This window comes from Sulfurovum sp. NBC37-1 (assembly GCF_000010345.1).
In the GTDB taxonomy this organism is placed as follows: Bacteria; Campylobacterota; Campylobacteria; order Campylobacterales; family Sulfurovaceae; genus Sulfurovum.
Window position 1 is genome coordinate 1870969 of sequence record NC_009663.1, and the last position, 22058, is coordinate 1893026.

Genomic DNA, 22058 nt, shown 5'->3' on the forward strand with positions numbered 1-22058 from the left:
AGACTATAGCCAGTGGAGAAAGCATGGGCAAAACTATCAAAAACATTATCACCGGAAAAGAAATCGTAAAACCTGATCCCGTCGATGAAGAAGTTCCTTTCGACGGTGGTGTCATGATCACTGAAACGGACACAGCTGGTATCATTACCTATGCCAACCGTAAGTTCAGAGAATTAACCGGCTATTCAAAAGAAGAGCTGATTGGGTCGCCGCATAGTATTAACAGACATCCGGATATGCCCAAAGCTGCATTCAAAGGCCTATGGGAGATAATCAAGAAAGGGAACTACTGGGAAGGTCTTGTCAAAAATATGAACAAAGATGGGAAGTACTATCTTGTTATAGTCTGGATCAAACCGAAATTTGATGAAGATGGAAATATTGTAGGGTACATTGCCGGACGTAAGATAGCCGATCGAGATGCAATGAACAAAGCACTTGCACAGTACAAAGAAATGAAGGCCGCTGAAGAAGCATAGCGGCTTTCGTACTTATAAACTTTTTTTGGCTTCCTCTAGTGCTGCAATGAGAGCATCAATATTCGCTTTTGGAATATGGACTTTCCAGTCCGGCTCTTCGGCGCCTGCCTGAAGAGATATCCCTATACTTGCCACGCTCTCACTTCCTGCACCATAAGGGTCGGTAATTGTTGTGATCGTGATCTTTCCGTCCTTTGTACCGCTCAATGCCAATTCGTCTATTTTGGTTACTGTTCCACTCATCTTATACTCCTGAAAATAATTTTACAGATTGATTATAACACAAATAGTTAACTATTTTTTCTTTTTGATCAATCCCGATATTTTGGCCTGCAGCCTGAGCCATAGCCGATGTTCAATGGCAGGGAAACCACCGTAAGTTTTACCGCCTTCAAGTGATTTCGTAGCCACACATCGTCCCGCAAGTGTAGAGAAATCACCTATACTCAAATGGCCTGTCGTTGCACTCTGCCCGCCCATGACCACATTCCTTCCCAGTGTCGTTGAACCCGAAAGCCCCACCTGCGAAGCAAAAAGACAGTGTTCACCCACATCACAGTTGTGCGCGATCTGGATGAGATTGTCTATCTTGGTGCCTTTTCTCACATAGGTCGTACCGAATACCGCTCTGTCGACCGTACAATTCGCACCGATCTCGACATCGTCCTCGATGATCGCATTGCCGTTCTGATAGATCTTGACATGTTCTCCTGTTCTTGTATGCGCAAAACCGTATCCGTCGGACCCTATGACCGTTCCGCTGTGAATGATGCAGCGTTCCCCGATCTGCGTACCGTGATAGAGTGTCACATTTGGATGCAGCAGCGTATTCGAACCTACGGTCACATTGTCTCCAAGATAACAGCCTGCCAGTATGGTCACATTGTCTCCCAGCGTTACATTCTTACCAAAACGTACTTGTTCATCAATATCACACCCTTCACCCGTCTTTGGGGCATCTCCCTTTGTTTCAATCTTGTGGGCGAAAAGTTTGGATGCCAGTGCAAGTTTGAGGTAGGGTTCATCCGTAACCAATGCTATACTCGTTTCAGGCAGCAGTTTGGCATGTTCCGCATCGATCAGTACGGCGCCCGCTTTGGTCTCTGCCAATTGTGAGGCATATTTTGCATCGTTAAAAAAACTGAGTTGGGAAGAGGAAGCTTCGCTTAATGTATGTATGCCGTCTATATCGATATCTTTACCCTGATAATCCAGGCCGATCGTTTCTGCAATTTGGGAGAGTTTGTAAGTCATATCGATCCTTCTGTAGGGTGTGCAATTGCACACCAAAAATACGATGAATACGGTGTGCAATTGCACACCCTACGGGAAATTAACGTTCTATGGCGACTACACCGCCCCGTACGGTCTCACACGGATTGTAACGCTGCGCCGCTTCGATGAAATGCTTGATACGCTTCGGCTCGTCTGCCACCTGTGCGATGACCATTTCTTTGCCGACATTGACGATACCGCCGTTATACGCCCCGCACAGCGCCTGGATATCACTCAGGTTCTCGGCGATAGGGAACTTGATGAGCACCATCTCTTTTTCCACCATCTCTTCATGCTCGATGACCTTGTAGACCGGAATAAGTTTATGCAGCTGTTTGGTGATTTGTTCCATTACTCTGGCATTCCCCTTGGTCGCAATGGTAATATGGGACATTTCACTGTCAGGGATGGGCGCAACGGTCAGAGACTCGATGTTGTATCCGCGTCCGGCAAAAAGTGCCGTGACCCTTGCAAGTACTGAACTTTCATTCATGACCACGACGGAGATCACACGTCTTTCATTGATATTTTCAGTCATTATTTCTCCTCCCCGCCTGTTTCGGTTTTTGAAGGCAGCATCATGTTGAAGAGTGCCCCGCCTGACGGTACCATTGGAAGTACGTTCTCAAAACGGTTGACCGCAACGTTCATGAAACATACCTTGTCCTGCTCGATCGCATCTTTGATCGCCGCATCGAATTCCTCTTTGGTCGTCACATCGTACCCGATACCGCCGCACGCTTCCGCCAGCGCCTTCCAGTTCGGCTGGAATGTCAGGTCTGTCTCGGAGTAGCGTTTTTCATAAAAGAAGGTCTGCCACTGTCTTACCATTCCCAGGAAATGGTTGTTGAGGATCATATTGATCACAGGGGTTTTATACTCGGCAGCCGTCACAAGTTCCTGCATATTCATCAGGATCGATCCGTCACCGGTCACGTTGATGACCGTCTTCTCAGGAAAAGCTCTTTTGGCACCGATGGCTGCAGGGAAACCGAAGCCCATCGTTCCCAGGCCGCCCGAGTTGATCCACTGGCGCGGCCTGTCGAACGGATAGTGCTGCGCCGCCCACATCTGGTGCTGACCGACATCCGAAGTGATGATGGCATCTTCACCGACAAGTTCTCCGATACGCTCGATAGCCCACTGCGGCTTGATGACTTCATCCGAATCGACATAGGATTGCGGATGCAGTTCATCATAACGCTTGAGGATCTCCCTCCAGGCATTGTAGCGCTCAGTGTTCACATCATCAAGCAATGGAAGCATCTGCTCAAGTACCTGCGAGACATCGCCAACGATTGGGTAGTCCACATCGACCAGCTTCGCGATATTGGCCGGGTCGATATCGACATGGATGATATCGGCATACTTGGCGAACTCGGAAAGTTTTCCCGTGACCCTGTCATCGAATCTTGCACCCAGAGAGATGACAAGATCTGTCTCGGACATCGCCATATTGGAAGCATAGTTTCCGTGCATACCGAGCATGCCGAGCAACAACGGGTTCTTTGCACCCATAACCCCTCTTGCCATCAATGTTTCAACGGCAGGTATCTGTGTTGTTTCAGCTAGTTGGCGTACCAGTTTATAGGCATTGGAAAGTACAACACCGCCACCGATATACAACAGCGGTTTCTTCGCTTTTTTGATCGCTTCGACCGCTTTTTCTATCTGTCTTTTATTCCCTTTGTAGGTCGGCTTGTAACTCGGAATATTCACAGAATCCGGATACTTGAACTCACCAATCTCTACCGTGATATCTTTGGGAACATCGACCAGTACAGGTCCCGGTCTGCCGCTTCTTGCAATGTAGAAAGCTTCTTTGAGGATACGCGGAAGCTCTTCAAGCGAGCGTACCAGGAAGTTATGCTTCGTACAGGGTCTGGAGATACCCACGGCATCGATCTCCTGAAAACCGTCCGTACCGATGAGAGACAAAGGTACCTGTCCGGAGATCACAACCATGGGAATGGAGTCCATATAGGCTGTTGCCAGTCCTGTAACTGCATTGGTAAATCCCGGACCCGATGTCACCATGGCAACACCGACTTTTCCTGTCGCTCTTGCATATCCGTCTGCAGCATGTACTGCTGCCTGCTCATGACGGTTGAGAATATGTTCAAAACCGTTCTGCTTGTAAATTTCATCGTAAACGTGCATGATCGCACCGCCGGGGTAACCGAATACGGTCTTAACACCCTCGGCAATAATCGCCTCACACACCATTTGTGCACCACTCATTTGCATGGTCTACACTCCATTAATTTTTTACTGATTATAGCAAAATAACATTAGAGTGGATACAAATTCGTATAAAATCAGATAAAAAGAGTCCTTTTTTCTTGATTAGAATCATCAAAATGCTCAGCTGATTTCATTATACTTTTCTATGGATTTTACACAAGCCGTAAAGATAGCGAAATACATTTACTGGGTGGGAATGTATCTGGAAAATGATCCTTTTCAGTGTCACCCCTACTTCATAGAGAACGGTAATGAATCAATATTGATAGACCCCGGTTCCATGCTTGAATTCGAAGCCGTTGTCAGGAAGGTCAACACGATCTCTTCGATGAAAAACATCAAGTATATCATTCTGCACCATCAGGACCCGGACCTGGCCGCTGCAGTTCCCCAGATGGAAAAACTGATAGACCGCTCCGATCTTCTTGTCATTACGCACAGCAGAATGGTTCCCCTGGTCAAACACTATCTTATCAAGTCAAATTACTACGAGATAGACAAACATGACCATCAGCTTGTAAGCGGCAATCTTCACCTGCAGTTCATCACTACACCCTACTGCCACTCTCCCGGAGCCTTCGTAACGTATGAGCCCTCCACAAAAACACTCTTTTCAGGTGATATCTTCGGGGGCATTGAAGAGTCGTGGGAATTCTTCGCAGGTGATGACTACTTCGAGAAAGCCAAACCGTTCCATGCCGAATATATGCCCAGCAGGGATATCTTCAATTATTCGCTCTCGAAGATAGAAAAGCTCGACCTGAATCTGATTGCACCGCAGCACGGATCTATCATACAAAAAGAGAAGATCACAGATCTGATCGAACAGATGAAGGGACTTGAATGCGGTCTGTACATTGAAAGGGAGTACAAAGACAGGCTCATTCATACTATCGAAGAGCTCAAAGAGAAAGACCTTGCACTGCGTGCCTCCATGAAGGAACTTAAAGAGAAAGAAGAACTCCTTTTCCAGAAAGCAAAAATGGCCGATATGGGAGAGATGATAGCCAATATTGCACATCAGTGGCGCCAACCGCTCGCAATGAACAATACCCTGATCTCTATTCTCAAAGAAAAGAATCGGCAGGATATCCTGCAGAGCGGGGAACTGGCCAGAAAGCTTCAGGAAATGGAGAGTAATATTCAGTACATGTCAAAGACCATAGATGATTTCATGCATTTCTATCACCCTGAAAAAGAGAAAAACCGTTTTCTCATTTCAGAAGTGCTTCAACAGGCACTTGATATTACAAACCCTATGCTGAAAAAAGCAGGGATCGATCTTACATTCGAAAACATTTCCGAAGAAGCTGCCGAGGGATATATGAACGAATACATGCAGGTGATCATTTCCATTTTGCACAACGCGAAAGACACTCTCCTGTACAGAAAGGTCAAGGACCCCCATATAGCGCTCAGGCTCTATGAAAAAGACGAAGATGTACTTCTTGAGATCAGCGACAATGCAGGTGGAGTACCCCAAGAGGACATACACCGTATCTTCGACCCCTATTTTACCACCAAACACAAATCGCTCGGTACGGGACTGGGGCTTTACATCTCAAAAATGATCATAGAGAAGAATATGGAGGGAACACTCTCTGTCTCCAATACCCGGGAGGGTGCCTTGTTCAGGATTGTGATGCCAAAAGCAGGAAAAACGGATGCAGCATAACAAGATCACTGATGTCTCCATTCTGATCGCAGAAGATGAAGAGGCACTTCTTGACTCCATGACAGAGTACCTCGAACTCTTTTTTGAAAAGGTGTACAGGGCAAAAGATGGTCAGGAAGCGTACCAAAGTTACTTGAAACACCATCACGATATTATTATTGCCGATATCAACATGCCGCGTCTCGACGGACTTGCTATGATAAGAAAGATCAGAGAAAATGACCAAAAAACGAAGATCATCATCACTTCGGCACACTCCGATCAGGAGAGACTTTTGCAGGCCATAGAGCTGCATTTAGTCAAGTACCTCATCAAACCTGTACAGAGTGACTGGCTCAAAACCCTTCTCTTGTCACTGGTCGACGAGTTGAGGTCCCAAAGGCATACACTTGCATTAAAAGAGGCTTTTTACTGGGATACTTTGAATCAAAAACTGTTTCATAATGCTGAAGAGATAGCGCTGAAGCCCAGGGAACGCAAAGTCATGTCACTGCTCTGCTCACATCCGAACCAGAGTGTTTCAGCCATAGACATATACAATCACCTATATGAAGACCAACCGGAACGGGACTTCTCCTCCCATGCTATCGCTTCCCTGATGAAACGGCTGAGACAGAAACTGCCCAAAGATACGATTAAAAGTGCCTACGGGGTAGGTTATATTTTACAAACAAAATAAAAATAGAGAAAAATCTCTTTTTGACAAGATTTGACAAACTCTTTGTCTATAATTTTATTCAAGAGGTGGAAAAAGTATATCTCCCCCCCCTTGTATATATGACAAAGACACCTCTGAGTACCACACTAACCAAACTGTAAAAAAGAGTGTTGCAAACAAACTCTATTCTTTATTCCTTTTGTTCACAACGGGAAGTGTGGCTATTTTATTCTTTACAACTATCCAGTGCAACACCCTCACGCAACCCATCATCGATCACAACGCATGATTCAAATTCCACAATATTGTAAATTTCTTTGAAGATCAGTATACCTGCGGTGATCAGATCGCTTCTGCCTGTACCGACCATGATCTCCCGTTCTTCAAAAGGCATGGAAAGGAGTTTTTTCAGATAGAGGTCCAGCTCCTCCTGTTTGAGTGAAGTCCCATTGATCTTTTTGGCATCATAGTTCTCATAGGTCTGCCCGAGTTTCATGGCTGCTACCGTGGTAGGCGTACCTGCAGTCGCAATGAACGCTTCCGGCCTTCCTTTCGTCGCATAGACCTCGGCGCAGTACATCTGTATATCGAGCATCACTTCGGGGAGAGCAGTTTCTATCTGTTCAAGTGTTTCATAGCGCTGGGCAATCGTAACAATACCGACAGGGAAGCTTTTGGAGAATACCTCTTCTCCATAACGGAATATCAGCTCCGTCGAGCCTCCGCCGATATCGATAAGTACGAAATCCCTGGCAGCGAAATGCAGTTTTTCCAGCCGATGCTTTACGGCAAGCAGTGTAAGCTTTGCCTCTTCTTCACCTGTAATGACCTCAAAGCTTACCCCTGTCTCTTTCCTGATCCGGGCAAGGACATCTACCCTGTTATGCGCCCGGCGTATCGCTTCCGTAGTAACGGCTCTAATCGATGCGTCGGAGAAACCGATCTGCTTCTGCGCCTCTTTGATCGCATAGATCACGCGATCCACCGCTTCATGATGGATCACCCCCGTACGTTCCAGCATATCTGCCGTTTTGACGATCTTCTCATACTCGTTAACGAATTTCCCGCTCCTGCAGTCCAGTTTCGTCACACGAAGTGTATTTGACCCCAGATCGATCGCAACGACATATTCCTCACTCCTCTCTGCTCCATCATCCATCTTCTATCCTCCATCATCAATCCGGAAAGCGTCAGTGTTCTTCCCTGAAGGCAAAACCGCCTTCTTCAAGCTTTTGGCGTATCAGAGCCTGATGCTCCTCGCCTTTGGTCTCAAGCGCCACGGAGACATGCGCATCGCCGAATTCAAGATCGATAGAAGTTCTGTCGTAGCCTATCTGTACGATGTTGGCACCCACCTCGGTAAGTATCTGCGTAAATGACTGAAGGGCTCCCGGTTTGTCGACCAGCGTGACCATCAGCTTCATTTTTCTTGCAGACTTCATTAGACCCTTTTCGATAATGAGAGAGAGCATTGTGACATCGATATTCCCTCCGCTGAGAACGATCCCCACTTTGGCACCCTTTGGCAGATCGATCTTGCCGTGCATCAAGGCAGCCACCCCGACCGATCCGGCCCCTTCGACCAGTACTTTCTGTTTTTCAAGCAGAAAGAGAATGGCTGAAGCGATCTCGTCGTCACAGACAGACTCGAAACTGTCTACATTTTTCAAAATATACTCCAACGTGATCGGTGACGTGTCACGTACTGCGATCCCATCTGCAATGGTCCGGACCGAAAGCGTATCCAACGGCCGTTTGGCATCGTAGGAGTTCTTCATGGCAGGTGCTCCTTCGGCTGAGACCGCGATGATCTTCATGTCGGGTTTCAATGCTTTGGCCGCAACGGACATTCCGCTAATCAACCCGCCGCCACCGACCGGAACGATCATAGCATCAAGGTCTTCAACATCTTCAAGCATTTCAAGCGTAATGGTTCCCTGCCCCGCCATAACCTCTTCATCGGTAAAAGGGTGTACAAAGGTAAAGTTGTTCTCTTTTCCAAAGGTCACAGCATAAGCATAGGCTTCATCATAGTTGCTTCCGTGAAGAATGACATTGGCACCGAACTCTTTGACACCCTGTACTTTGGTCAGTGGGGTGGATTCAGGCATCACGATCGTTGCTTCTATACCGAAATGTTTGGCGGCAAAAGCTACACCCTGGGCATGGTTCCCCGCTGATGCTGCTACCACACCGCCTCTGTCACCTTTCTCGACAAGAGAAGCAATACGGTTGAAGGCACCCCGCAGTTTGAAGGCACCCGTACGCTGAAGGTTCTCCTTCTTTAGGTAGACTTCATATCCGCTGATCTGTGAAAGGATAGGGGCATAAGAGAAAGGGGTACGGTGTACGACACCCTGCACCCTCTCATAGGCCTGTCTGATACTTGCTAAATCCAACATAATATTTCCTACGTTATAAATTGGCGAAATTATACCTAAAAGAAAGCTAATTCATCCTATCGATACTCTTTCAAAAACGCTTCGATCTCCTGAGCATTTCCCCGGAACAGTATTCTCGAAGCATTCCTCTCTATCTGGTAATCATACATCGGGTCATAGTATTCACTCAGAAGATAGGCGATCCACACTTTGTATCCCTCAAGCGAACTGTTCTTCTTCTGCTCTTTCAATGCATCCTCGAATATCTCACAGACGATCTTGTAGCGCTGTCCACCGAGCCTTTTCTGTATCCTTTTCATCGCTTCATGCATATCTTCGGTCCAGACTTTCAGGTAGTCGGCATGATAGACCTCTTTGTATTTTTCATGTGCTTTGGCGACATACTCGTCAAAAGTGATCTCTATCCGCTTCTCTGTCGGTGTTTCAAGCACCACAAGCGGTGCTTCGGAGAGATGCTCCACCAGTATTTTGGGTAGATAGATCCGTCCGACACACTTTCCTTCATCTTCGAAGACCAGATGTTCAAATCCCTGATCGAGTTTCTGTATCAGGTCATAGGCCAAAGCATTCTCAAAATCGATCAGTGTAGGCTGCGGTGTGATATCACGCCCGAAAGAAGAGCCCCTGTGGTTTGCCAGGCCTTCCAGGTCAATAGCATTCTGCAGTTTTTTCAGAAGTATGGTCTTCCCCGAACCTGTGCGGCCGCCGAGCACGATGGGTTTGAACTGCTCCACAGCTTTTTCAGTCTCCTGCATCAGCCAGTTCCGGAATGCCTTGTAGCCACCTTTGAGCCGCACGATCTCCCTGCCGTTTTCAGCGAGCCACTCCTGCGCTATCTGTGAACGCTGCCCTCCCCTGAAACAGTAGAGCATTGCATCGGGATGACTTGCGATGAAATCCGTCCATGCTTTAATACGCGCTTCTTTGACATCGCCGCTTACCAGAGCATGCCCCAGTTTGACCGCTTCGGCATTCCCCTCTTCTTTGTATTTGATGCCCACGACATGCCGTTCTTCATCGTTCATAAGAGGCAGGTTCACGGCATGGGGGAAAGCACCTTTTGCGAATTCGACGGGTGCGCGAACATCTATGAGCGGTGTGTTGTTCAGAACGATCGATCGGAAATCACTGCTTTGCGGAAGTTCCTCCACTTAGAGGACCTCAACAAGATGCTGACTTTTTACCGTGGTTTCACCGATCGGTTCAAGTGTCAATCCCGCAGCTTCAGTCACCTTTTTGAATGCTTCAAGGCCATCTTTTTTAACGATCACAAGCAGTCCGCCGGATGTCTGTGCATCACAGAGTATCTCTCTTTGCTGCTGTGTCATCTCACTTATTTTGTCTCCGTAACTGGCAAAGTTCTTACGCGCTCCGCCGGGAATACAGCCAAGCTGTCTGTACTTTTCCACATTGGGAAGCAGCGGTACCTTCTCGAACCAGACCTGTGCACTGATGTCGCTGGCTTCACAGATCTCGCTCAAGTGGCCCAGCAGTCCGAAACCGGTCACATCCGTCATCGCAACCACAGATTCCAGCGGGGCCAGATCGGCACCTACTTTGTTGAGTGTGGTCATCGCTTGGATCGCCGGGTCTATGTGCCCCTCTTCGATCTTTTTCTGTTTCTGCGCTGTGGAGAGGATGCCTATACCCAACGGTTTGGTCAGGAAAATGTAACATCCTTTCTTGGCACTGTCGTTCTGCATCAGGTTGGCATTGTCCACCAATCCCGTCGCCGCCAGCCCGAAGATAGGCTCGGGTGAGTCTATGGAGTGACCTCCCGCCAACGGTATGCCGGCATCTTCACAGATGGAACGTCCACCGTCTATCACTTCTCTTGCCACATCTGCTGAAAGTTTGTCTATAGGCCATCCGAAAATGGAAATAGCCATTAGCGGTTTGCCTCCCATCGCATAGATGTCACTCAGGGCATTCGTCGCCGCGATCTGTCCGAAAGTGAAAGCATCATCCACGATGGGCATGAAAAAATCCGTAGTCGAAAGAACGGATGTTCCATTGCCCAGGTCGTATGCCGCGGCATCATCTTTGTTCGCATTGCCTACCAGAAGCTGCGGATAGACACTCGTTTTCTGAGTACTCTCCAAAATCTCATCGAGCAGCATAGGTGAGATCTTGCATCCGCATCCTGCTCCGTGACTGTATTCCGTTAATTTGACTGATGACATTTAGCAACCTTTATTTTGATATAATGTTTAATATTAATTGGAAGCGAAGGCTTCAGCCTCGCCTGTTCGGGACTAAAGTCTCCGCGATACCATAAACGATCAAAATTATATCACCGGGAGATTAAATGATAGAGATACCTAATTACAAAACCCTGAATATTATACATATTGTCTGCGACTACAACGGTACCATCGCCAAGGACGGCATGGTCCATCCCGAAGTCAAAGTACTGTTCGAGACACTTGCCCAAAGCTACACCCTGCATGTCATCACCGCCGATACCTTCGGCAGTGTCGCTGCACAGCTTGCCGATAGCCCGGTGACCATCAAAGTGCTTTCCGGAAGCGACCATACACAGGAGAAAGCCGACTTCATCGATAAATTGGGGGCGGAGAGCTGTGCAGCGCTCGGCAACGGCAACAACGATGCGGCCATGCTTCAGACCGCTACACTGGGCATTGCCATTTTCGGAGAAGAGGGATGTGCAAAAGATACGCTGATTGCTTCTGACATAGTGTGCAAAGATGTCACAGATGCCCTGAGCCTTTTTCTTCACCCCAAACGGCTCATTGCAACCTTAAGGAAATAGAGGTTACAGTAGTAAAGAAAGTTAATAAAGGAGTTTTTTATGGAATGTGAATTTCCCACAGTCAACAGCAATCAGGAAGAAATCAAAGAGATTTTCGACACAGTAAAGACCATTGCGGTCCTCGGCCTCTCTCCGGACCCGACCAAAGCCAGCCACCGTGTCGCCGCCTACCTTCAGGAGGTAGGCTACAAGATCGTCCCGGTCTACCCAAAAGAAGAGACCATACTGGGAGAAAAGGTCTACCGTTCTCTTGCAGAAATACCGTTTGAGATCGACATGGTGGACATTTTCAGGAAACCTGCCGCTTTCGATGCCATTGCCGATGCCTGTATAGAAAGAGGTGATGTCAAAGTATTCTGGGGGCAGCAGGGACTGGTCAACAATGCCGCTGCTGAAAAAGCAAAAGATGCTGGTATGAAAGTGGTACAGAATTTCTGTTCCATGGTAGCACATAGAAGTTTGGCTTAAACAGGTTTCAAGCTTCCTTTACTTTTTCTGCAAAAACACACCACTTTCCACATGTTCCGTATGCGGAAACTGGTCGAAGAGTGCAGCTTCCATGACAGTGTGCGTTTTGATAAGCGTTTCAAGGTCGCGTGCCAGTGTCTCCGGATTGCATGATATATAGATGATATTGTCTATATTGGAAATAAGTTCTATCGTTCCTTCATCCAGCCCTGCTCTTGGCGGGTCTACCAGTACTGTTGAAAAATCATAGGATTTCAGGTCTATTCCCTTGAGGCGGCTGAACTCACGTACGCCGTTCAGTGCTTCGGTCATCTCTTCTGATGCCAGTCTTGCAAAAGTAATATTCTCTACAGCGTTCAGCTCACAGTTCTGCAGTGCCGCGTGAATGGAACGCTTGGAGATCTCTGTTGCCAGTACATTGTCAAAGTAGTGTGACAGAGGCAGCGTGAAGTTCCCCAGACCGCAATAGCTCTCCAGGAAGTCCCCGTAACCCACTTTTTTGGCCTGCCAGATCGCCCACTCGATCATTTTGACATTAACCGCCGGGTTGGGCTGGGTAAATCCACTCTCATATTGCACGTAGGTAAATTCCTTGCCATCGATCTCAAGTGTTTCGGTCACAAACTCATCGGAGAGGATCACCTTCTGTTTACGGCTTCTGCCCATGACCCTGCAGTTCAGTTCTCTCTCAAGCATTTTGGCTTCTTCACTCCACGCTTCATCCAGTTTTCTGTGGTAGAGCATAGTGACAAGACACTCATCCGTCGTCGTTGCCAGGAATTCAACGGCAAAAAGACGCTGTTTCAGTACTTCCTGCGAGGCATTGATCTTCTCAAGCAGTTTCCACATCCGTTTTTCAATGGGCTCGATCACCTTGGGACACTCTTCTATGGTGACGGCACCTTTCTTTTCAATATTCCCCATTGCATAGTCACACCTTTCACTCTCATGCCAGATACGGAACTCTGCCCTGGCACGGTAGCGTGAATCGGGTGAATCAAAGAGTTCAAGTTCTCCTGTATAAAAAGGAGAAAGGAGTTCTGAAACTCTCTGCTCTTTTAACTGGAGCTGCTGCGTATAATTCTGATTATACAGCGCGCAGGAACCGCAACTTCCAAAATGTTTACATACCAAAATGATTAGCCTTTTTTAAATGATTGATATTGGGTATTTTACCTTAAGTACCTTGTTTCTTAAAATTGAATCTACAATTTATACATAATTGATCTAAATCAATACTATTTTTAGTAAAAAAAACATATAATGTACCTATTAAAAAAGAGGGAAAGGTGGAAAAAGTCAAAATATATTAGGCTTTAAGTGTACGATGATCATCATATTATGTGTAAGTAGTATAAGATTCTTAACTTTATTACGCGGGAGAACATGAAGAGTTCAATGAGTTTCTCGATCTTTTTTTACGCAGACCAATTATGCCTATAGATTATAAAAAGCATTTTAAAAAACTTTAAACTTGACAAAGTAGATAAAAGAAGTGTAAGGAGTTTGCAATCATGAAACAAATTGCTGTAACAGGTGCATCATTGGGTCATATTGATTTTACTCCGACCATTATTATCGGATTCTACCGGAAAAGTCAGAAAACACTTTTTTCCGCGGAATATCAAATACTCAGAGAACGTTTCCCCCTTGCTGACATCATAGCCTGCAGCAGTGCAGCAAACATTGCCGACGAACTTCCCTATGTTGAATCACGTGATCAGTTCCCCAGTGTCTATCTTTGTCTAGAAATGGAGAAAGGTACTTTCGCTGTTGACATATTTTCTGAAGATGTCACTCCCTCCCTCAATGTAGACAATAAGAAAAAATATCAGGTCATTATGTTAAGCAGTTTCAGTTCTTCCACACTAGAAAAAACACTCTCTTCATTCCCCAGCACAATAACTACTCAAAAGATTTTTGGTGGTGTGTCAGGTACAGATATTTCCTCCGAGGATACAGGTGAACTCTTTTATAACGGTGTATTCTATAACCGGCATATACTGTTATGGCTGATCGATAAAAACAAATACAAAATAGAGGGTATGAGTATGCACCTGTTCAGACCGGTAGGACTCCCTCTTCAAATAACCAAAGCAGAGAAAAACAAAATTTATGAACTTAATAATAAACCGGCACAGGATGTAATTGAATCATTCGCCGGAGAGTTAAAAGAATCAGCGATCAACAACTTTGCCTATCCTCTTTTTTTACAAAAAGAAGCAGATGGGGACTGGAACAGTGCACCACTGGCCTCAATGACAAGCGTAAACAAAAAGGACAAAAGCATTCTTCTCTACAGAGAAGTATGTGAAAAAGAGTATGTAAAGATCGCTATCATGATAAGCCAGCAGGACCAGTTAAAACGCCTAAGACGACTCTATACCTTTGCACCGTCCAAAAGTGTAGCTATTCTGTTCAACTGTATCGGTATAGCAAAGAACCTTTCCATGATGGAATATCTCTATCTTGAAGATATAAAAAAGCACCTGGGAATTACATTTATCGGTGCGCATACATTCGGGGAGATAGGTCCTCCTGCTACTTCGAAAAAACGAAGTGGGACACTGCTTCACAATCAAACCATGACTATTGCACTCATCTCCGAAAAGGAAGTATACTGATGCTCAATATCGTACAGGAAAAATATTTCATATCTGAGATCATGAAAAGATTCGGGTATTCAGAAAAGAATGCACAACAAACTGTCAAGAAGCTTGAAGCCCTGATCTTTCATCAGGATGAAAAGATTCTTTATGACTTTCAATATGAAATATTTATCCAAAATAACCCCAATTACACCCGTACTCTGGTAGAATTTCTCTTTCAGAGCTTTTCCTACTTGTATGATACGGCACAGAACAGAGAAGAGAAGAATAGACTTCGGGAAAGTATCAGCAAACTTTTTCATTTTATCTTCATTGAGCGGTGCATTTACGCCAAACAGATTGAAGCACAGTCTGTTGCCGCGCAGCATATTTTAAAAAATGTAAGCTCTCAGCTGAATACTGTACTCAAAACACAGGAACGAATGATCGCCAATCTTTCGCATGAAATGCGTACATCACTCAATGCCATTACCGGATATCTAACTATACTTGAAGAGAGCAAAGCATTACGGGGGGAAGGGAAATTTCATTTGAAAAAAGCAATGAACGGCGCTGAAAGTCTTCAATCACTTGTTAAAGATATTTTAAACATTACCAAACTTAACAGCGGACAACTGGAGATACAAAAAGAATTTTTCGCGTTAGATGAAATGCTACTGGAATGTATTGACCATCTTTCCCTGGAGATAAAAAACCGGTACCATATCGATTTTCAGTTTAGCTCAACATTTATGCCTATATTTGTGCATGGCGACAAAATGCATATTATGGAAATCCTCATCAACTTTCTTAGTAATGCATTCAAATATACTGAAACAGGTTTTATCAAGCTCTCTATGGATTACCGCATAGAAGCAGGTGGCGTACGTACAGTATTCAGTGTTTCAGATAGCGGTATAGGTATGACACCAGAGCAGACAGAGGATGTGTTTTCTCCGTACAGTCGTTATAAAAAAGAGAAAGACGGACTTGGGTTAGGTATGCATATAACCAAACAACTTTCAGAAAAACTGGGTGGAGAACTGAATGTTCAAAGTACTGTCGGCAAAGGAACAACCTTTTCTTTTAGCTGTCTTTTTGAGAAAACCAGACCCCAGGAACTGAATTTTGAAGGGAAAAAGATCTGTTTCTATATTGGGGAGATGGAGATCAGTACCTATCTACAAGAAAAGATCCATTTCCTCGAAAAGTGCGGTGCGAAGATAATACACTTTAAAAAAGAAAGTACCCTGATCAATTACCTTTTGAATACGAAAGAAGATACACCAAATATTATTTCCATTATGGCAGAAACAGAAGCCTATACCAAATTCGATGCACTGATCTACTATCTTAGAAGTGCAAAGCATTTTAACAATACTATATTTCTAGCTGAAAATATGCACCAGCACCTCTCCTTAAAGTATTTTGACGACTTGTATGAATACTGCGCACCCCTGTCACGCTACGAAAAGCTGTTAAAAAGCAGGACCTTGCTTCATACGAACAAAGAAAAGCTTACTCTGTCGGTTCTTGTTGTTGACGACACAGAAACAAATTTGGATATTTTCCAGCTTTTTATCCAAAAAGAGTATCCTGACGCAATAATTGATCTGGCAGGTGGCGGATATGAGGCTATCGGTATGTGCAAGATAAAAACATATGATGTGATCTTTCTCGATCTTAAAATGCCAGGAATGGACGGATTTGAAGTCATAAAAAAGCTCAAAATACTCAATGGTCCTTTACCGATAATCTATGCTTTTACTGCTGATGTCTATAAATCCACCTATGAAAAAGTAGAAGAGGCCGGGTTTGCCGGAATACTTGAAAAACCATTGAACCCGGAAATTCTTTATGAAATTTTAACAAGGATAGAACATGCAAAAACTACTTGATGAAACAGAAAAAAAAGCTTATGTTTTTTTAAAAAAATTCGGATTTGAGGAGGCTAAGATTACACCCATTGTCGAAAAAGGGAAACAAAATCTCGAAACAACACTCAAAGACCTGGAACATCTGCTCTCTTCAGAGGCAACATACAGTGATACAAAAGTAGATGATGTGTTACATGCCCTGAAAGGTCTGTTGGGCCAAATGGGAAACCATAAAAGATCCGAAGAAATAGAAGCTCTTAGAAATCATCTGGAGAGACAGAAACTGGTAGCATGGCTGGAACATGCATAGTAAAAAACCCGCACAAGGAGTAAAAAATAGCAAGACTATTTATAATATAACAGAAGCTGTCAGTATCAAAAATATCTCGCAAACTATCGATGTAACTGGAAAACAGCGTATGTATACCCAGAGAATATTTAAAGATTATAGCGCATTGTTGAAAAAAGCTCAAGTTCTTTGAGGTTATGAACAAATCAAGTTCCAAGTTCATTTTCCAAAATTAAAAAAACTCACTCACTTAATTTCAATTCGATATAATCACGATAATTATAAATATTTATGCAATTTTATCCAAAAGGTTCTCAATAATGTCCATATCCGTTGTAATTCTTGCCGCCGGCCAAGGTACCAGAATGAAATCTTCCACACCGAAAGTCCTGCACACTATTTCGGGTAAACCCATGCTTTTCCATGCCATCGATGCGGCCAAAGAGATCTCCGATGATATCACAGTGATACTCCACCATCAGGAGGAACGGATACAAAAAGAAGTGGAAGCAGAATATGAGAACATCATATTCCACAGACAGGATGCCAAGAACTTCCCCGGAACAGGTGGAGCGATGAAAGGGGTATATACCAGGCACGAACGTACCCTCATTCTCAACGGAGATATGCCACTCATTAAAAAATCTTCTCTTGAAGCACTCACCTCTGGTGATGCTGACATAAATATGTCTATCATCAGACTCGAAGACCCTTCCGGATATGGCCGTGTGATCATCGAGGATGACAAGGTCGTGGAGATCGTAGAGCAGAAAGACTGTAACGAAGCACAGCTTTGCACCCAGACGGTCAATGCCGGTATCTATGCCGTCGATACAGCACTGCTGGAGCGCTATATCCCGCTGCTACGCAACGACAATGCACAAAAAGAGTATTATCTTACCGATATCGTCAAAATGGCGGTGGATGAAGGCAGGACGGTGCATCCCGTCTATGTGGAAGAGGAGGAGTTCAAGGGGGTCAACTCCAAACTTGACCTTGCACGAGCCGAGGAGATCATGCAGCGACGCATCAAAGAAGCACTGATGATGGCCGGTGTGACCATGTGCCTACCCGAGACCATCTACATCGACTGCCGCGCCACATTCGAGGGGGAGTGCGAACTGGAGAACGGTGTACGCATCCAGGGAGCGGCGCAGCTTGTCAACACACATATCAAAGCGCACTCCGTCATCGAGGACTCCTACCTTAAAAATTCCGACGTGGGTCCTATGGGCCGTGTCAGACCGGGTTCCAAACTTGTAGATACTCACATTGGCAACTTTGTGGAGGTAAAAAAATCAGATCTAAACGGCGTCAAAGCAGGTCATCTTTCATACATCGGTGATGCTCAGATCGGAGAAGGCTCCAACATCGGTGCCGGGGTCATCACCTGTAACTATGACGGGAAGAACAAGTTCAGGACCATCATCGGCAAAAACGTTTTTGTCGGTTCGGACACACAACTTGTGGCCCCTGTATGTATAGAGGACGATGTCATAATCGCTGCGGGGACTACCGTGAACAAAGATGTGGAAAAAGGCGTACTTGCCATTTCAAGAACCCCTATGAGAACGGTCAAAAACTTTTTCTACAAATTCTTCGGAGACAAATAATATGCAGATCAATCTCAACAAAAAATCCATACTTCTCGGTGTGACAGGAAGCATTTCGGCCTACAAGGCCTGTGACCTTGCCAGACTTTTCGTCAAGGCGGGTGCCCAGGTACACGTGATGATGAGTCCGAGTGCCGAGCGTTTTGTCTCGGCCCTGACCTTTGAAGCCCTGACACGAAATCCGGTGCTGACAGAAAGTTCTGAGAGCTGGAGTTCGGAACTCAATCATATCGAAATCGGCAAGAAGTGTGATGTCTTTATCGTAGCCCCCGCCACAGCCAACAGTCTCAATAAACTAAGTAAAGGCATTGCCGACAACATCCTGCTGCAAACAGCCCTTGCCTATGCCGGCCCCATGCTCGTCGCTCCGGCCGCCAATACCCAGATGCTTAAGAACCACTATACTGCCGGCTCACTTAAGATGCTTGCAGTAAACGACTATACAATCATCGAGCCCCAGAAAAAACAGCTTGCCTGCGGCGATGTGGGAAGCGGTGCACTGGCAGACCCGCAGGAGATCTTCTTTGAAACGGCCAAAGCCCTTTTCAAAGAACCTTTCTGGGATGACAGACGCATAGTGGTGACCGGTGGCGGGACCAGAGAGAAGATCGATGAAGTGCGCTACCTTTCCAACTACTCTTCGGGGAAAATGGCAGAGGCGCTCTGTCTTGCCCTCTATCTTAAAGGTGCGGATATCTGCTACATCACGACCACCGGTAACGAGAACCTGCCGCAAAGTATCTACACAATCGAAGTAGAAAGTGCCAAAGAGATGCTCGACTATACACAGGATGCGGTACGCGTTGCCAAGAAAGGCAAGATGAGCAAGGCGAGTATGAACACGAGCGAACCTGTGCACCTCATTCAGAAAGAGCCTTATCTCTTCATGGCAGCTGCTGTAGCAGACTATACACCGAAATTCCCGCAGAATGGAAAATTGAAAAAGAGTATGCTCGGAGAGATGTGGACGCTTGAACTCGTTCAGACAGAGGATATCCTCTCTTCACTTCGTAAAGACGGGATCAAGACCATCGCCTTTAAAGCAGAAATGGACGCACAGAACGGCCTCGATAATGCCAGAAAACTTCTGGATGAAAAAGAGGTCGATGCGGTTTGCTACAACCTCCTGGTAGGTGCGGAAAGCTTCGGTACTGAGGACAATGAAATCATCTACATAAGTAAAGAAGGTGATACCCCACTTGGAAGAGCGGATAAACTGACACTCTCTGAGAAGATCCTGGAAGAAGCCAAGGCACTGTGCAATGCCTAAAACGACATTGAAAAACCTGGCGATCATTATGGATGGCAACGGAAGATGGGCACAGCAGCGCGGGCTCAACCGTACCAAAGGCCATGAACAAGGTGCCGAGATCATCCGCGATGTTACCGTTTACTGTGCCAAGCACCCAAGCATTGAGACGGTAACCTTCTACGCTTTCAGTACCGAAAACTGGAAACGCCCCAAGCTCGAAGTGGAATTCCTGATGAAACTGCTTGATCGATATTTACAAAAAGAGCTTGATACCTACCAGAACAACAATGTATGCTTTGAGGCTATTGGAAATATCGGAGCCTTTTCGGACAAGCTTCAAAAGCGTATCAAAATAACAGAAGAAGCAACCCGTAACAATACCGATCTTACACATATTCTTGCTCTCAACTATGGAGGAAGAGCAGAGATAACAGCTGCCGTGAACAAGCTGATCACCGAGGGGAAAAAGGAGGTGACCGAAGCTGATATCTCTTCCGCACTGCAAACCCCCTACAGTGACATTGACCTGCTCATCAGAACCAGCGGAGAGGAGCGGATCTCGAACTATCTTCTCTGGCAGATAAGCTATGCCGAGCTCTACTTCACAGAAACTCTCTGGCCAGATTTTACCACACAGGAACTCGATGAGATCGTCACCGATTTCGAGCAGCGCACCAGACGATTTGGAGGTTTGGCATGACAGAAACAGTAACAATGGCCTTTTTGGTCTTTATTTTTGGAGCAATGATCGGCTCTTTTCTGAATGTGGTCATTTACCGTATTCCCAAAGGTGAGAGCATCGTTTTTCCCTCTTCCAAATGCCAAAGCTGCCAGACACAGCTGAAATGGTGGCACAACATTCCCATCTTCTCCTGGCTTTTTCTAAGAGGAAAATGCTATTTCTGCCATGAGAAGATCTCCGTACAGTACCCTGTTGTTGAATTTCTTACGGGGCTCATCTTCCTGATGCTCTACCTGAAACTCGGACTGGTCTGGTATCTGCCTTTTGTCGCGAGTTCATTTGCAGCACTCCTCGCCCTGGTGATGATTGACTTCAAATATATGGCCGTGCCGGACAATGTGAATTTTACTGCACTGATCTTTGCCTTGGTACAGCCGAACTTTCTTCATTCCGCACTTTATGCAGCCATTGCCGCCGGCGGGCTCTATCTCATAGGTCTGCTTTCCTCTCTGCTTGCACGAAGACAGGCGATGGGCGGAGCAGATGTTATTGTTGCAGGTACGATGGGGGCTTTGCTTGGTTTCCCCAACTTCTTCGTCGCCATCTTTCTCTCCGCCATACTGGCAATGATCCCGGCACTGATCTACCGTGAAAGAGGTGTACCTTTTGTTCCTTTTTTAGCAATGGCCACCTTTATTGTTTACCTTTACGATACGCAGTCCGTCCAACTGCTGGAGAAACTCATTTATGGTTAATGTCAAAGGGTATATCTCGTCAAATTTCACGAAAGCATTTTTGACCATTTTTATACCCTTTTTCCTAATCATATCACTTGTATATCTGGTCAAGATCTCCTCTTTGACCGCACAGATACAGATAAATTTTCTGGAATTGTTGCTGCTATACAGTTACTCCCTGCCCAATATCATTTTCTATACCATTCCCCTCTCTTTCATCGCTGCAGTGACCAACACACTGATGAAACTTTCACAGGACAATGAGCTCATCGCACTCTATGCACTGGGCCTCAAAGCCAAGAAGGTACTTCGGAGCATACTGCTGCTTGGTATTCTATTTTCTGTTCTTCTCTCTACTCTCTCCTTTCTGGGCATTCCGATAAGCAAACAGCTTTACAATGCATTTAAAGAGAAGAAAAAAACTGAAGCAACACTCAACATCATTCCGGGCAAACTTGGACAGAAGTTTGGTGACTATTACATCTATGTCAAAGAGAAAGATGAGAAGAGCAAACTTTTCCATGACATGGTCATCTATAACCGGACCAAGAAAGATGCAGAGCAGTTCTTTTCCTCGAAGCAGGGACAGCTCAATCGGGACAAACTGGTCGCATCTCTTCTTCTGAAGGAGGGGTATGGCTACACTTATACCAAAAACAAGCTCCAGCAGGCAAAATACAAATCTCTGGAAGTCTTTGATAGCAAACAGAAATACCGTTTCCATTTTCAAGATATTGTTTCTTACTGGGCTCTGATCAAAACAGACAAACATAGAATGGGAAGGGCACTTTTTTACCTCTTTGTCAGCCTGATCCCGATCCTCTCTGTCTACCTTGTAGCCGCTTTTGCCATGATCAACCCACGCTATCAAGCCAACTATTCTTTTATTATCATCTTTTCTATCACGCTGTCTCTCTACCTCATCGCTTCTTCTCTGGAAAAGTGGGGGGATATCCCTGCACTCATCCTTACAGCCATCGTTATCTTCATATTTGGCAGAGTTATATTTGAGAAGCGTGTAGCAAGGTATTTTTAAAAGGATAACA

Annotated in this window: 23 protein-coding genes; 14 read left to right on the forward strand and 9 right to left on the reverse strand. The window is 45.5% G+C overall.

The window, feature by feature from the left end; genetic code table 11:
- Window positions 1-23 precede the first annotated feature (23 nt).
- Window positions 24-479 (forward strand): PAS domain-containing protein, encoded by a 456-nt coding sequence (locus SUN_RS09420; protein ID WP_012083579.1) that lies wholly within the window; start codon window positions 24-26, stop codon window positions 477-479.
- 12 nt (window positions 480-491) lie between these two features.
- On the opposite strand, the gene SUN_RS09425 is transcribed toward SUN_RS09420, so the two are convergent.
- The 4 genes from SUN_RS09425 to SUN_RS09440 all read right to left on the reverse strand — a co-directional run bounded on the left by SUN_RS09425 (window position 492) and on the right by SUN_RS09440 (window position 4001).
- Window positions 492-722, reverse strand: a complete 231-nt coding sequence (locus SUN_RS09425) for a hypothetical protein (protein WP_012083580.1) — start codon at window positions 720-722, stop codon at window positions 492-494.
- A gap of 51 nt (window positions 723-773) precedes the next feature.
- The gene (lpxD, locus tag SUN_RS09430) at window positions 774-1733 is read right to left on the reverse strand and encodes a UDP-3-O-(3-hydroxymyristoyl)glucosamine N-acyltransferase (RefSeq protein WP_012083581.1); all 960 of its coding nucleotides are present in this window, start codon (window positions 1731-1733) and stop codon (window positions 774-776) included.
- A gap of 79 nt (window positions 1734-1812) precedes the next feature.
- Window positions 1813-2292 (reverse strand): acetolactate synthase small subunit, encoded by a 480-nt coding sequence (gene ilvN / locus SUN_RS09435; RefSeq protein WP_012083582.1) that lies wholly within the window; start codon window positions 2290-2292, stop codon window positions 1813-1815.
- Window positions 2292-4001: an acetolactate synthase large subunit gene (locus SUN_RS09440; RefSeq protein ID WP_012083583.1), complete on the reverse strand. Its 1710-nt coding sequence runs from the start codon at window positions 3999-4001 to the stop codon at window positions 2292-2294. The genes ilvN and SUN_RS09440 overlap by 1 nt, the downstream gene beginning before the upstream one ends.
- Window positions 4002-4143: 142 nt before the next feature.
- Here SUN_RS09440 and SUN_RS09445 point away from each other — a divergent pair, with 142 nt between their 5' ends.
- Both SUN_RS09445 and SUN_RS09450 read left to right on the forward strand, forming a co-directional pair.
- Window positions 4144-5673 carry an ATP-binding protein gene (locus SUN_RS09445; protein ID WP_012083584.1) on the forward strand — a complete coding sequence of 510 codons (1530 nt, stop codon included), beginning with the start codon at window positions 4144-4146 and terminating at the stop codon, window positions 5671-5673.
- Window positions 5663-6352 (forward strand): response regulator transcription factor, encoded by a 690-nt coding sequence (locus SUN_RS09450; RefSeq protein ID WP_012083585.1) that lies wholly within the window; start codon window positions 5663-5665, stop codon window positions 6350-6352. The genes SUN_RS09445 and SUN_RS09450 overlap by 11 nt, the downstream gene beginning before the upstream one ends.
- Window positions 6353-6557: 205 nt before the next feature.
- On the opposite strand, the gene SUN_RS09455 is transcribed toward SUN_RS09450, so the two are convergent.
- From SUN_RS09455 to selD, 4 genes are read right to left on the reverse strand one after another with little or no spacing between them, the layout of a single operon-like run.
- On the reverse strand, window positions 6558-7490 hold the full coding sequence (locus SUN_RS09455) for a phosphatase (protein WP_012083586.1): 933 nt from the start codon (window positions 7488-7490) through the stop codon (window positions 6558-6560).
- Between the two features lie 31 nt (window positions 7491-7521).
- The gene (gene ilvA / locus SUN_RS09460) at window positions 7522-8733 is read right to left on the reverse strand and encodes a threonine ammonia-lyase (protein ID WP_012083587.1); all 1212 of its coding nucleotides are present in this window, start codon (window positions 8731-8733) and stop codon (window positions 7522-7524) included.
- A gap of 56 nt (window positions 8734-8789) precedes the next feature.
- Window positions 8790-9884, reverse strand: a complete 1095-nt coding sequence (gene mnmH / locus SUN_RS09465; protein WP_012083588.1) for a tRNA 2-selenouridine(34) synthase MnmH — start codon at window positions 9882-9884, stop codon at window positions 8790-8792.
- A complete protein-coding gene (gene selD / locus SUN_RS09470; RefSeq protein ID WP_012083589.1) occupies window positions 9885-10916 on the reverse strand; it encodes a selenide, water dikinase SelD in 1032 nt (343 codons plus the stop codon).
- Between the two features lie 125 nt (window positions 10917-11041).
- Here selD and SUN_RS09475 point away from each other — a divergent pair, with 125 nt between their 5' ends.
- Both SUN_RS09475 and SUN_RS09480 read left to right on the forward strand, forming a co-directional pair.
- Window positions 11042-11506, forward strand: a complete 465-nt coding sequence (locus SUN_RS09475; protein WP_012083590.1) for an HAD family hydrolase — start codon at window positions 11042-11044, stop codon at window positions 11504-11506.
- A gap of 39 nt (window positions 11507-11545) precedes the next feature.
- The gene (locus SUN_RS09480; RefSeq protein WP_012083591.1) at window positions 11546-11974 is read left to right on the forward strand and encodes a CoA-binding protein; all 429 of its coding nucleotides are present in this window, start codon (window positions 11546-11548) and stop codon (window positions 11972-11974) included.
- A gap of 18 nt (window positions 11975-11992) precedes the next feature.
- On the opposite strand, the gene trmA is transcribed toward SUN_RS09480, so the two are convergent.
- Window positions 11993-13108 carry a tRNA (uridine(54)-C5)-methyltransferase TrmA gene (gene trmA / locus SUN_RS09485; protein ID WP_012083592.1) on the reverse strand — a complete coding sequence of 372 codons (1116 nt, stop codon included), beginning with the start codon at window positions 13106-13108 and terminating at the stop codon, window positions 11993-11995.
- Window positions 13109-13488: 380 nt separating this feature from the next.
- Between trmA and SUN_RS09490 the strand changes: the two genes are divergently transcribed.
- The 9 genes from SUN_RS09490 (at window position 13489) to SUN_RS09530 (ending at window position 22048) form a co-directional block, all read left to right on the forward strand.
- Window positions 13489-14598: an FIST N-terminal domain-containing protein gene (locus SUN_RS09490; RefSeq protein ID WP_012083593.1), complete on the forward strand. Its 1110-nt coding sequence runs from the start codon at window positions 13489-13491 to the stop codon at window positions 14596-14598.
- Entirely contained in the window at window positions 14598-16460 is a 1863-nt protein-coding gene (locus SUN_RS09495; protein WP_012083594.1) for a hybrid sensor histidine kinase/response regulator, read from the forward strand. Before SUN_RS09490 ends, SUN_RS09495 begins: the two co-directional genes overlap by 1 nt.
- Complete coding sequence (locus SUN_RS09500; RefSeq protein WP_012083595.1) at window positions 16444-16749, forward strand: hypothetical protein; 306 nt, start codon at window positions 16444-16446, stop codon at window positions 16747-16749. Before SUN_RS09495 ends, SUN_RS09500 begins: the two co-directional genes overlap by 17 nt.
- Window positions 16742-16921 (forward strand): hypothetical protein, encoded by a 180-nt coding sequence (locus SUN_RS09505; RefSeq protein ID WP_041672741.1) that lies wholly within the window; start codon window positions 16742-16744, stop codon window positions 16919-16921. The genes SUN_RS09500 and SUN_RS09505 overlap by 8 nt, the downstream gene beginning before the upstream one ends.
- 127 nt (window positions 16922-17048) lie before the next feature.
- On the forward strand, window positions 17049-18341 hold the full coding sequence (gene glmU / locus SUN_RS09510) for a bifunctional UDP-N-acetylglucosamine diphosphorylase/glucosamine-1-phosphate N-acetyltransferase GlmU (protein ID WP_012083596.1): 1293 nt from the start codon (window positions 17049-17051) through the stop codon (window positions 18339-18341).
- Between the two features lies 1 nt (window position 18342).
- On the forward strand, window positions 18343-19611 hold the full coding sequence (gene coaBC / locus SUN_RS09515) for a bifunctional phosphopantothenoylcysteine decarboxylase/phosphopantothenate--cysteine ligase CoaBC (protein ID WP_012083597.1): 1269 nt from the start codon (window positions 18343-18345) through the stop codon (window positions 19609-19611).
- Complete coding sequence (gene uppS / locus SUN_RS09520; protein ID WP_012083598.1) at window positions 19604-20293, forward strand: polyprenyl diphosphate synthase; 690 nt, start codon at window positions 19604-19606, stop codon at window positions 20291-20293. Before coaBC ends, uppS begins: the two co-directional genes overlap by 8 nt.
- Window positions 20290-21030, forward strand: coding sequence for a prepilin peptidase (locus SUN_RS09525; RefSeq protein WP_012083599.1), 741 nt, complete (start codon window positions 20290-20292; stop codon window positions 21028-21030). The genes uppS and SUN_RS09525 overlap by 4 nt, the downstream gene beginning before the upstream one ends.
- A complete protein-coding gene (locus SUN_RS09530; protein ID WP_012083600.1) occupies window positions 21023-22048 on the forward strand; it encodes an LptF/LptG family permease in 1026 nt (341 codons plus the stop codon). Before SUN_RS09525 ends, SUN_RS09530 begins: the two co-directional genes overlap by 8 nt.
- Window positions 22049-22058 lie beyond the last annotated feature (10 nt).

Coding starts and splice junctions, on each gene's coding strand:
- SUN_RS09420 (WP_012083579.1), top strand. CDS start 24: ATGGGCAAAACTATCAAAAACATTATCACCGGAAAAGAAATCGTAAAA.
- SUN_RS09425 (WP_012083580.1), bottom strand. CDS start 722: ATGAGTGGAACAGTAACCAAAATAGACGAATTGGCATTGAGCGGTACA.
- lpxD (WP_012083581.1), bottom strand. CDS start 1,733: ATGACTTACAAACTCTCCCAAATTGCAGAAACGATCGGCCTGGATTAT.
- ilvN (WP_012083582.1), bottom strand. CDS start 2,292: ATGACTGAAAATATCAATGAAAGACGTGTGATCTCCGTCGTGGTCATG.
- SUN_RS09440 (WP_012083583.1), bottom strand. CDS start 4,001: ATGCAAATGAGTGGTGCACAAATGGTGTGTGAGGCGATTATTGCCGAG.
- SUN_RS09445 (WP_012083584.1), top strand. CDS start 4,144: ATGGATTTTACACAAGCCGTAAAGATAGCGAAATACATTTACTGGGTG.
- SUN_RS09450 (WP_012083585.1), top strand. CDS start 5,663: ATGCAGCATAACAAGATCACTGATGTCTCCATTCTGATCGCAGAAGAT.
- SUN_RS09455 (WP_012083586.1), bottom strand. CDS start 7,490: ATGGATGATGGAGCAGAGAGGAGTGAGGAATATGTCGTTGCGATCGAT.
- ilvA (WP_012083587.1), bottom strand. CDS start 8,733: ATGTTGGATTTAGCAAGTATCAGACAGGCCTATGAGAGGGTGCAGGGT.
- selD (WP_012083589.1), bottom strand. CDS start 10,916: ATGTCATCAGTCAAATTAACGGAATACAGTCACGGAGCAGGATGCGGA.
- SUN_RS09475 (WP_012083590.1), top strand. CDS start 11,042: ATGATAGAGATACCTAATTACAAAACCCTGAATATTATACATATTGTC.
- SUN_RS09480 (WP_012083591.1), top strand. CDS start 11,546: ATGGAATGTGAATTTCCCACAGTCAACAGCAATCAGGAAGAAATCAAA.
- SUN_RS09490 (WP_012083593.1), top strand. CDS start 13,489: ATGAAACAAATTGCTGTAACAGGTGCATCATTGGGTCATATTGATTTT.
- SUN_RS09495 (WP_012083594.1), top strand. CDS start 14,598: ATGCTCAATATCGTACAGGAAAAATATTTCATATCTGAGATCATGAAA.
- SUN_RS09500 (WP_012083595.1), top strand. CDS start 16,444: ATGCAAAAACTACTTGATGAAACAGAAAAAAAAGCTTATGTTTTTTTA.
- SUN_RS09505 (WP_041672741.1), top strand. CDS start 16,742: ATGCATAGTAAAAAACCCGCACAAGGAGTAAAAAATAGCAAGACTATT.
- glmU (WP_012083596.1), top strand. CDS start 17,049: ATGTCCATATCCGTTGTAATTCTTGCCGCCGGCCAAGGTACCAGAATG.
- coaBC (WP_012083597.1), top strand. CDS start 18,343: ATGCAGATCAATCTCAACAAAAAATCCATACTTCTCGGTGTGACAGGA.
- uppS (WP_012083598.1), top strand. CDS start 19,604: ATGCCTAAAACGACATTGAAAAACCTGGCGATCATTATGGATGGCAAC.
- SUN_RS09525 (WP_012083599.1), top strand. CDS start 20,290: ATGACAGAAACAGTAACAATGGCCTTTTTGGTCTTTATTTTTGGAGCA.
- SUN_RS09530 (WP_012083600.1), top strand. CDS start 21,023: ATGGTTAATGTCAAAGGGTATATCTCGTCAAATTTCACGAAAGCATTT.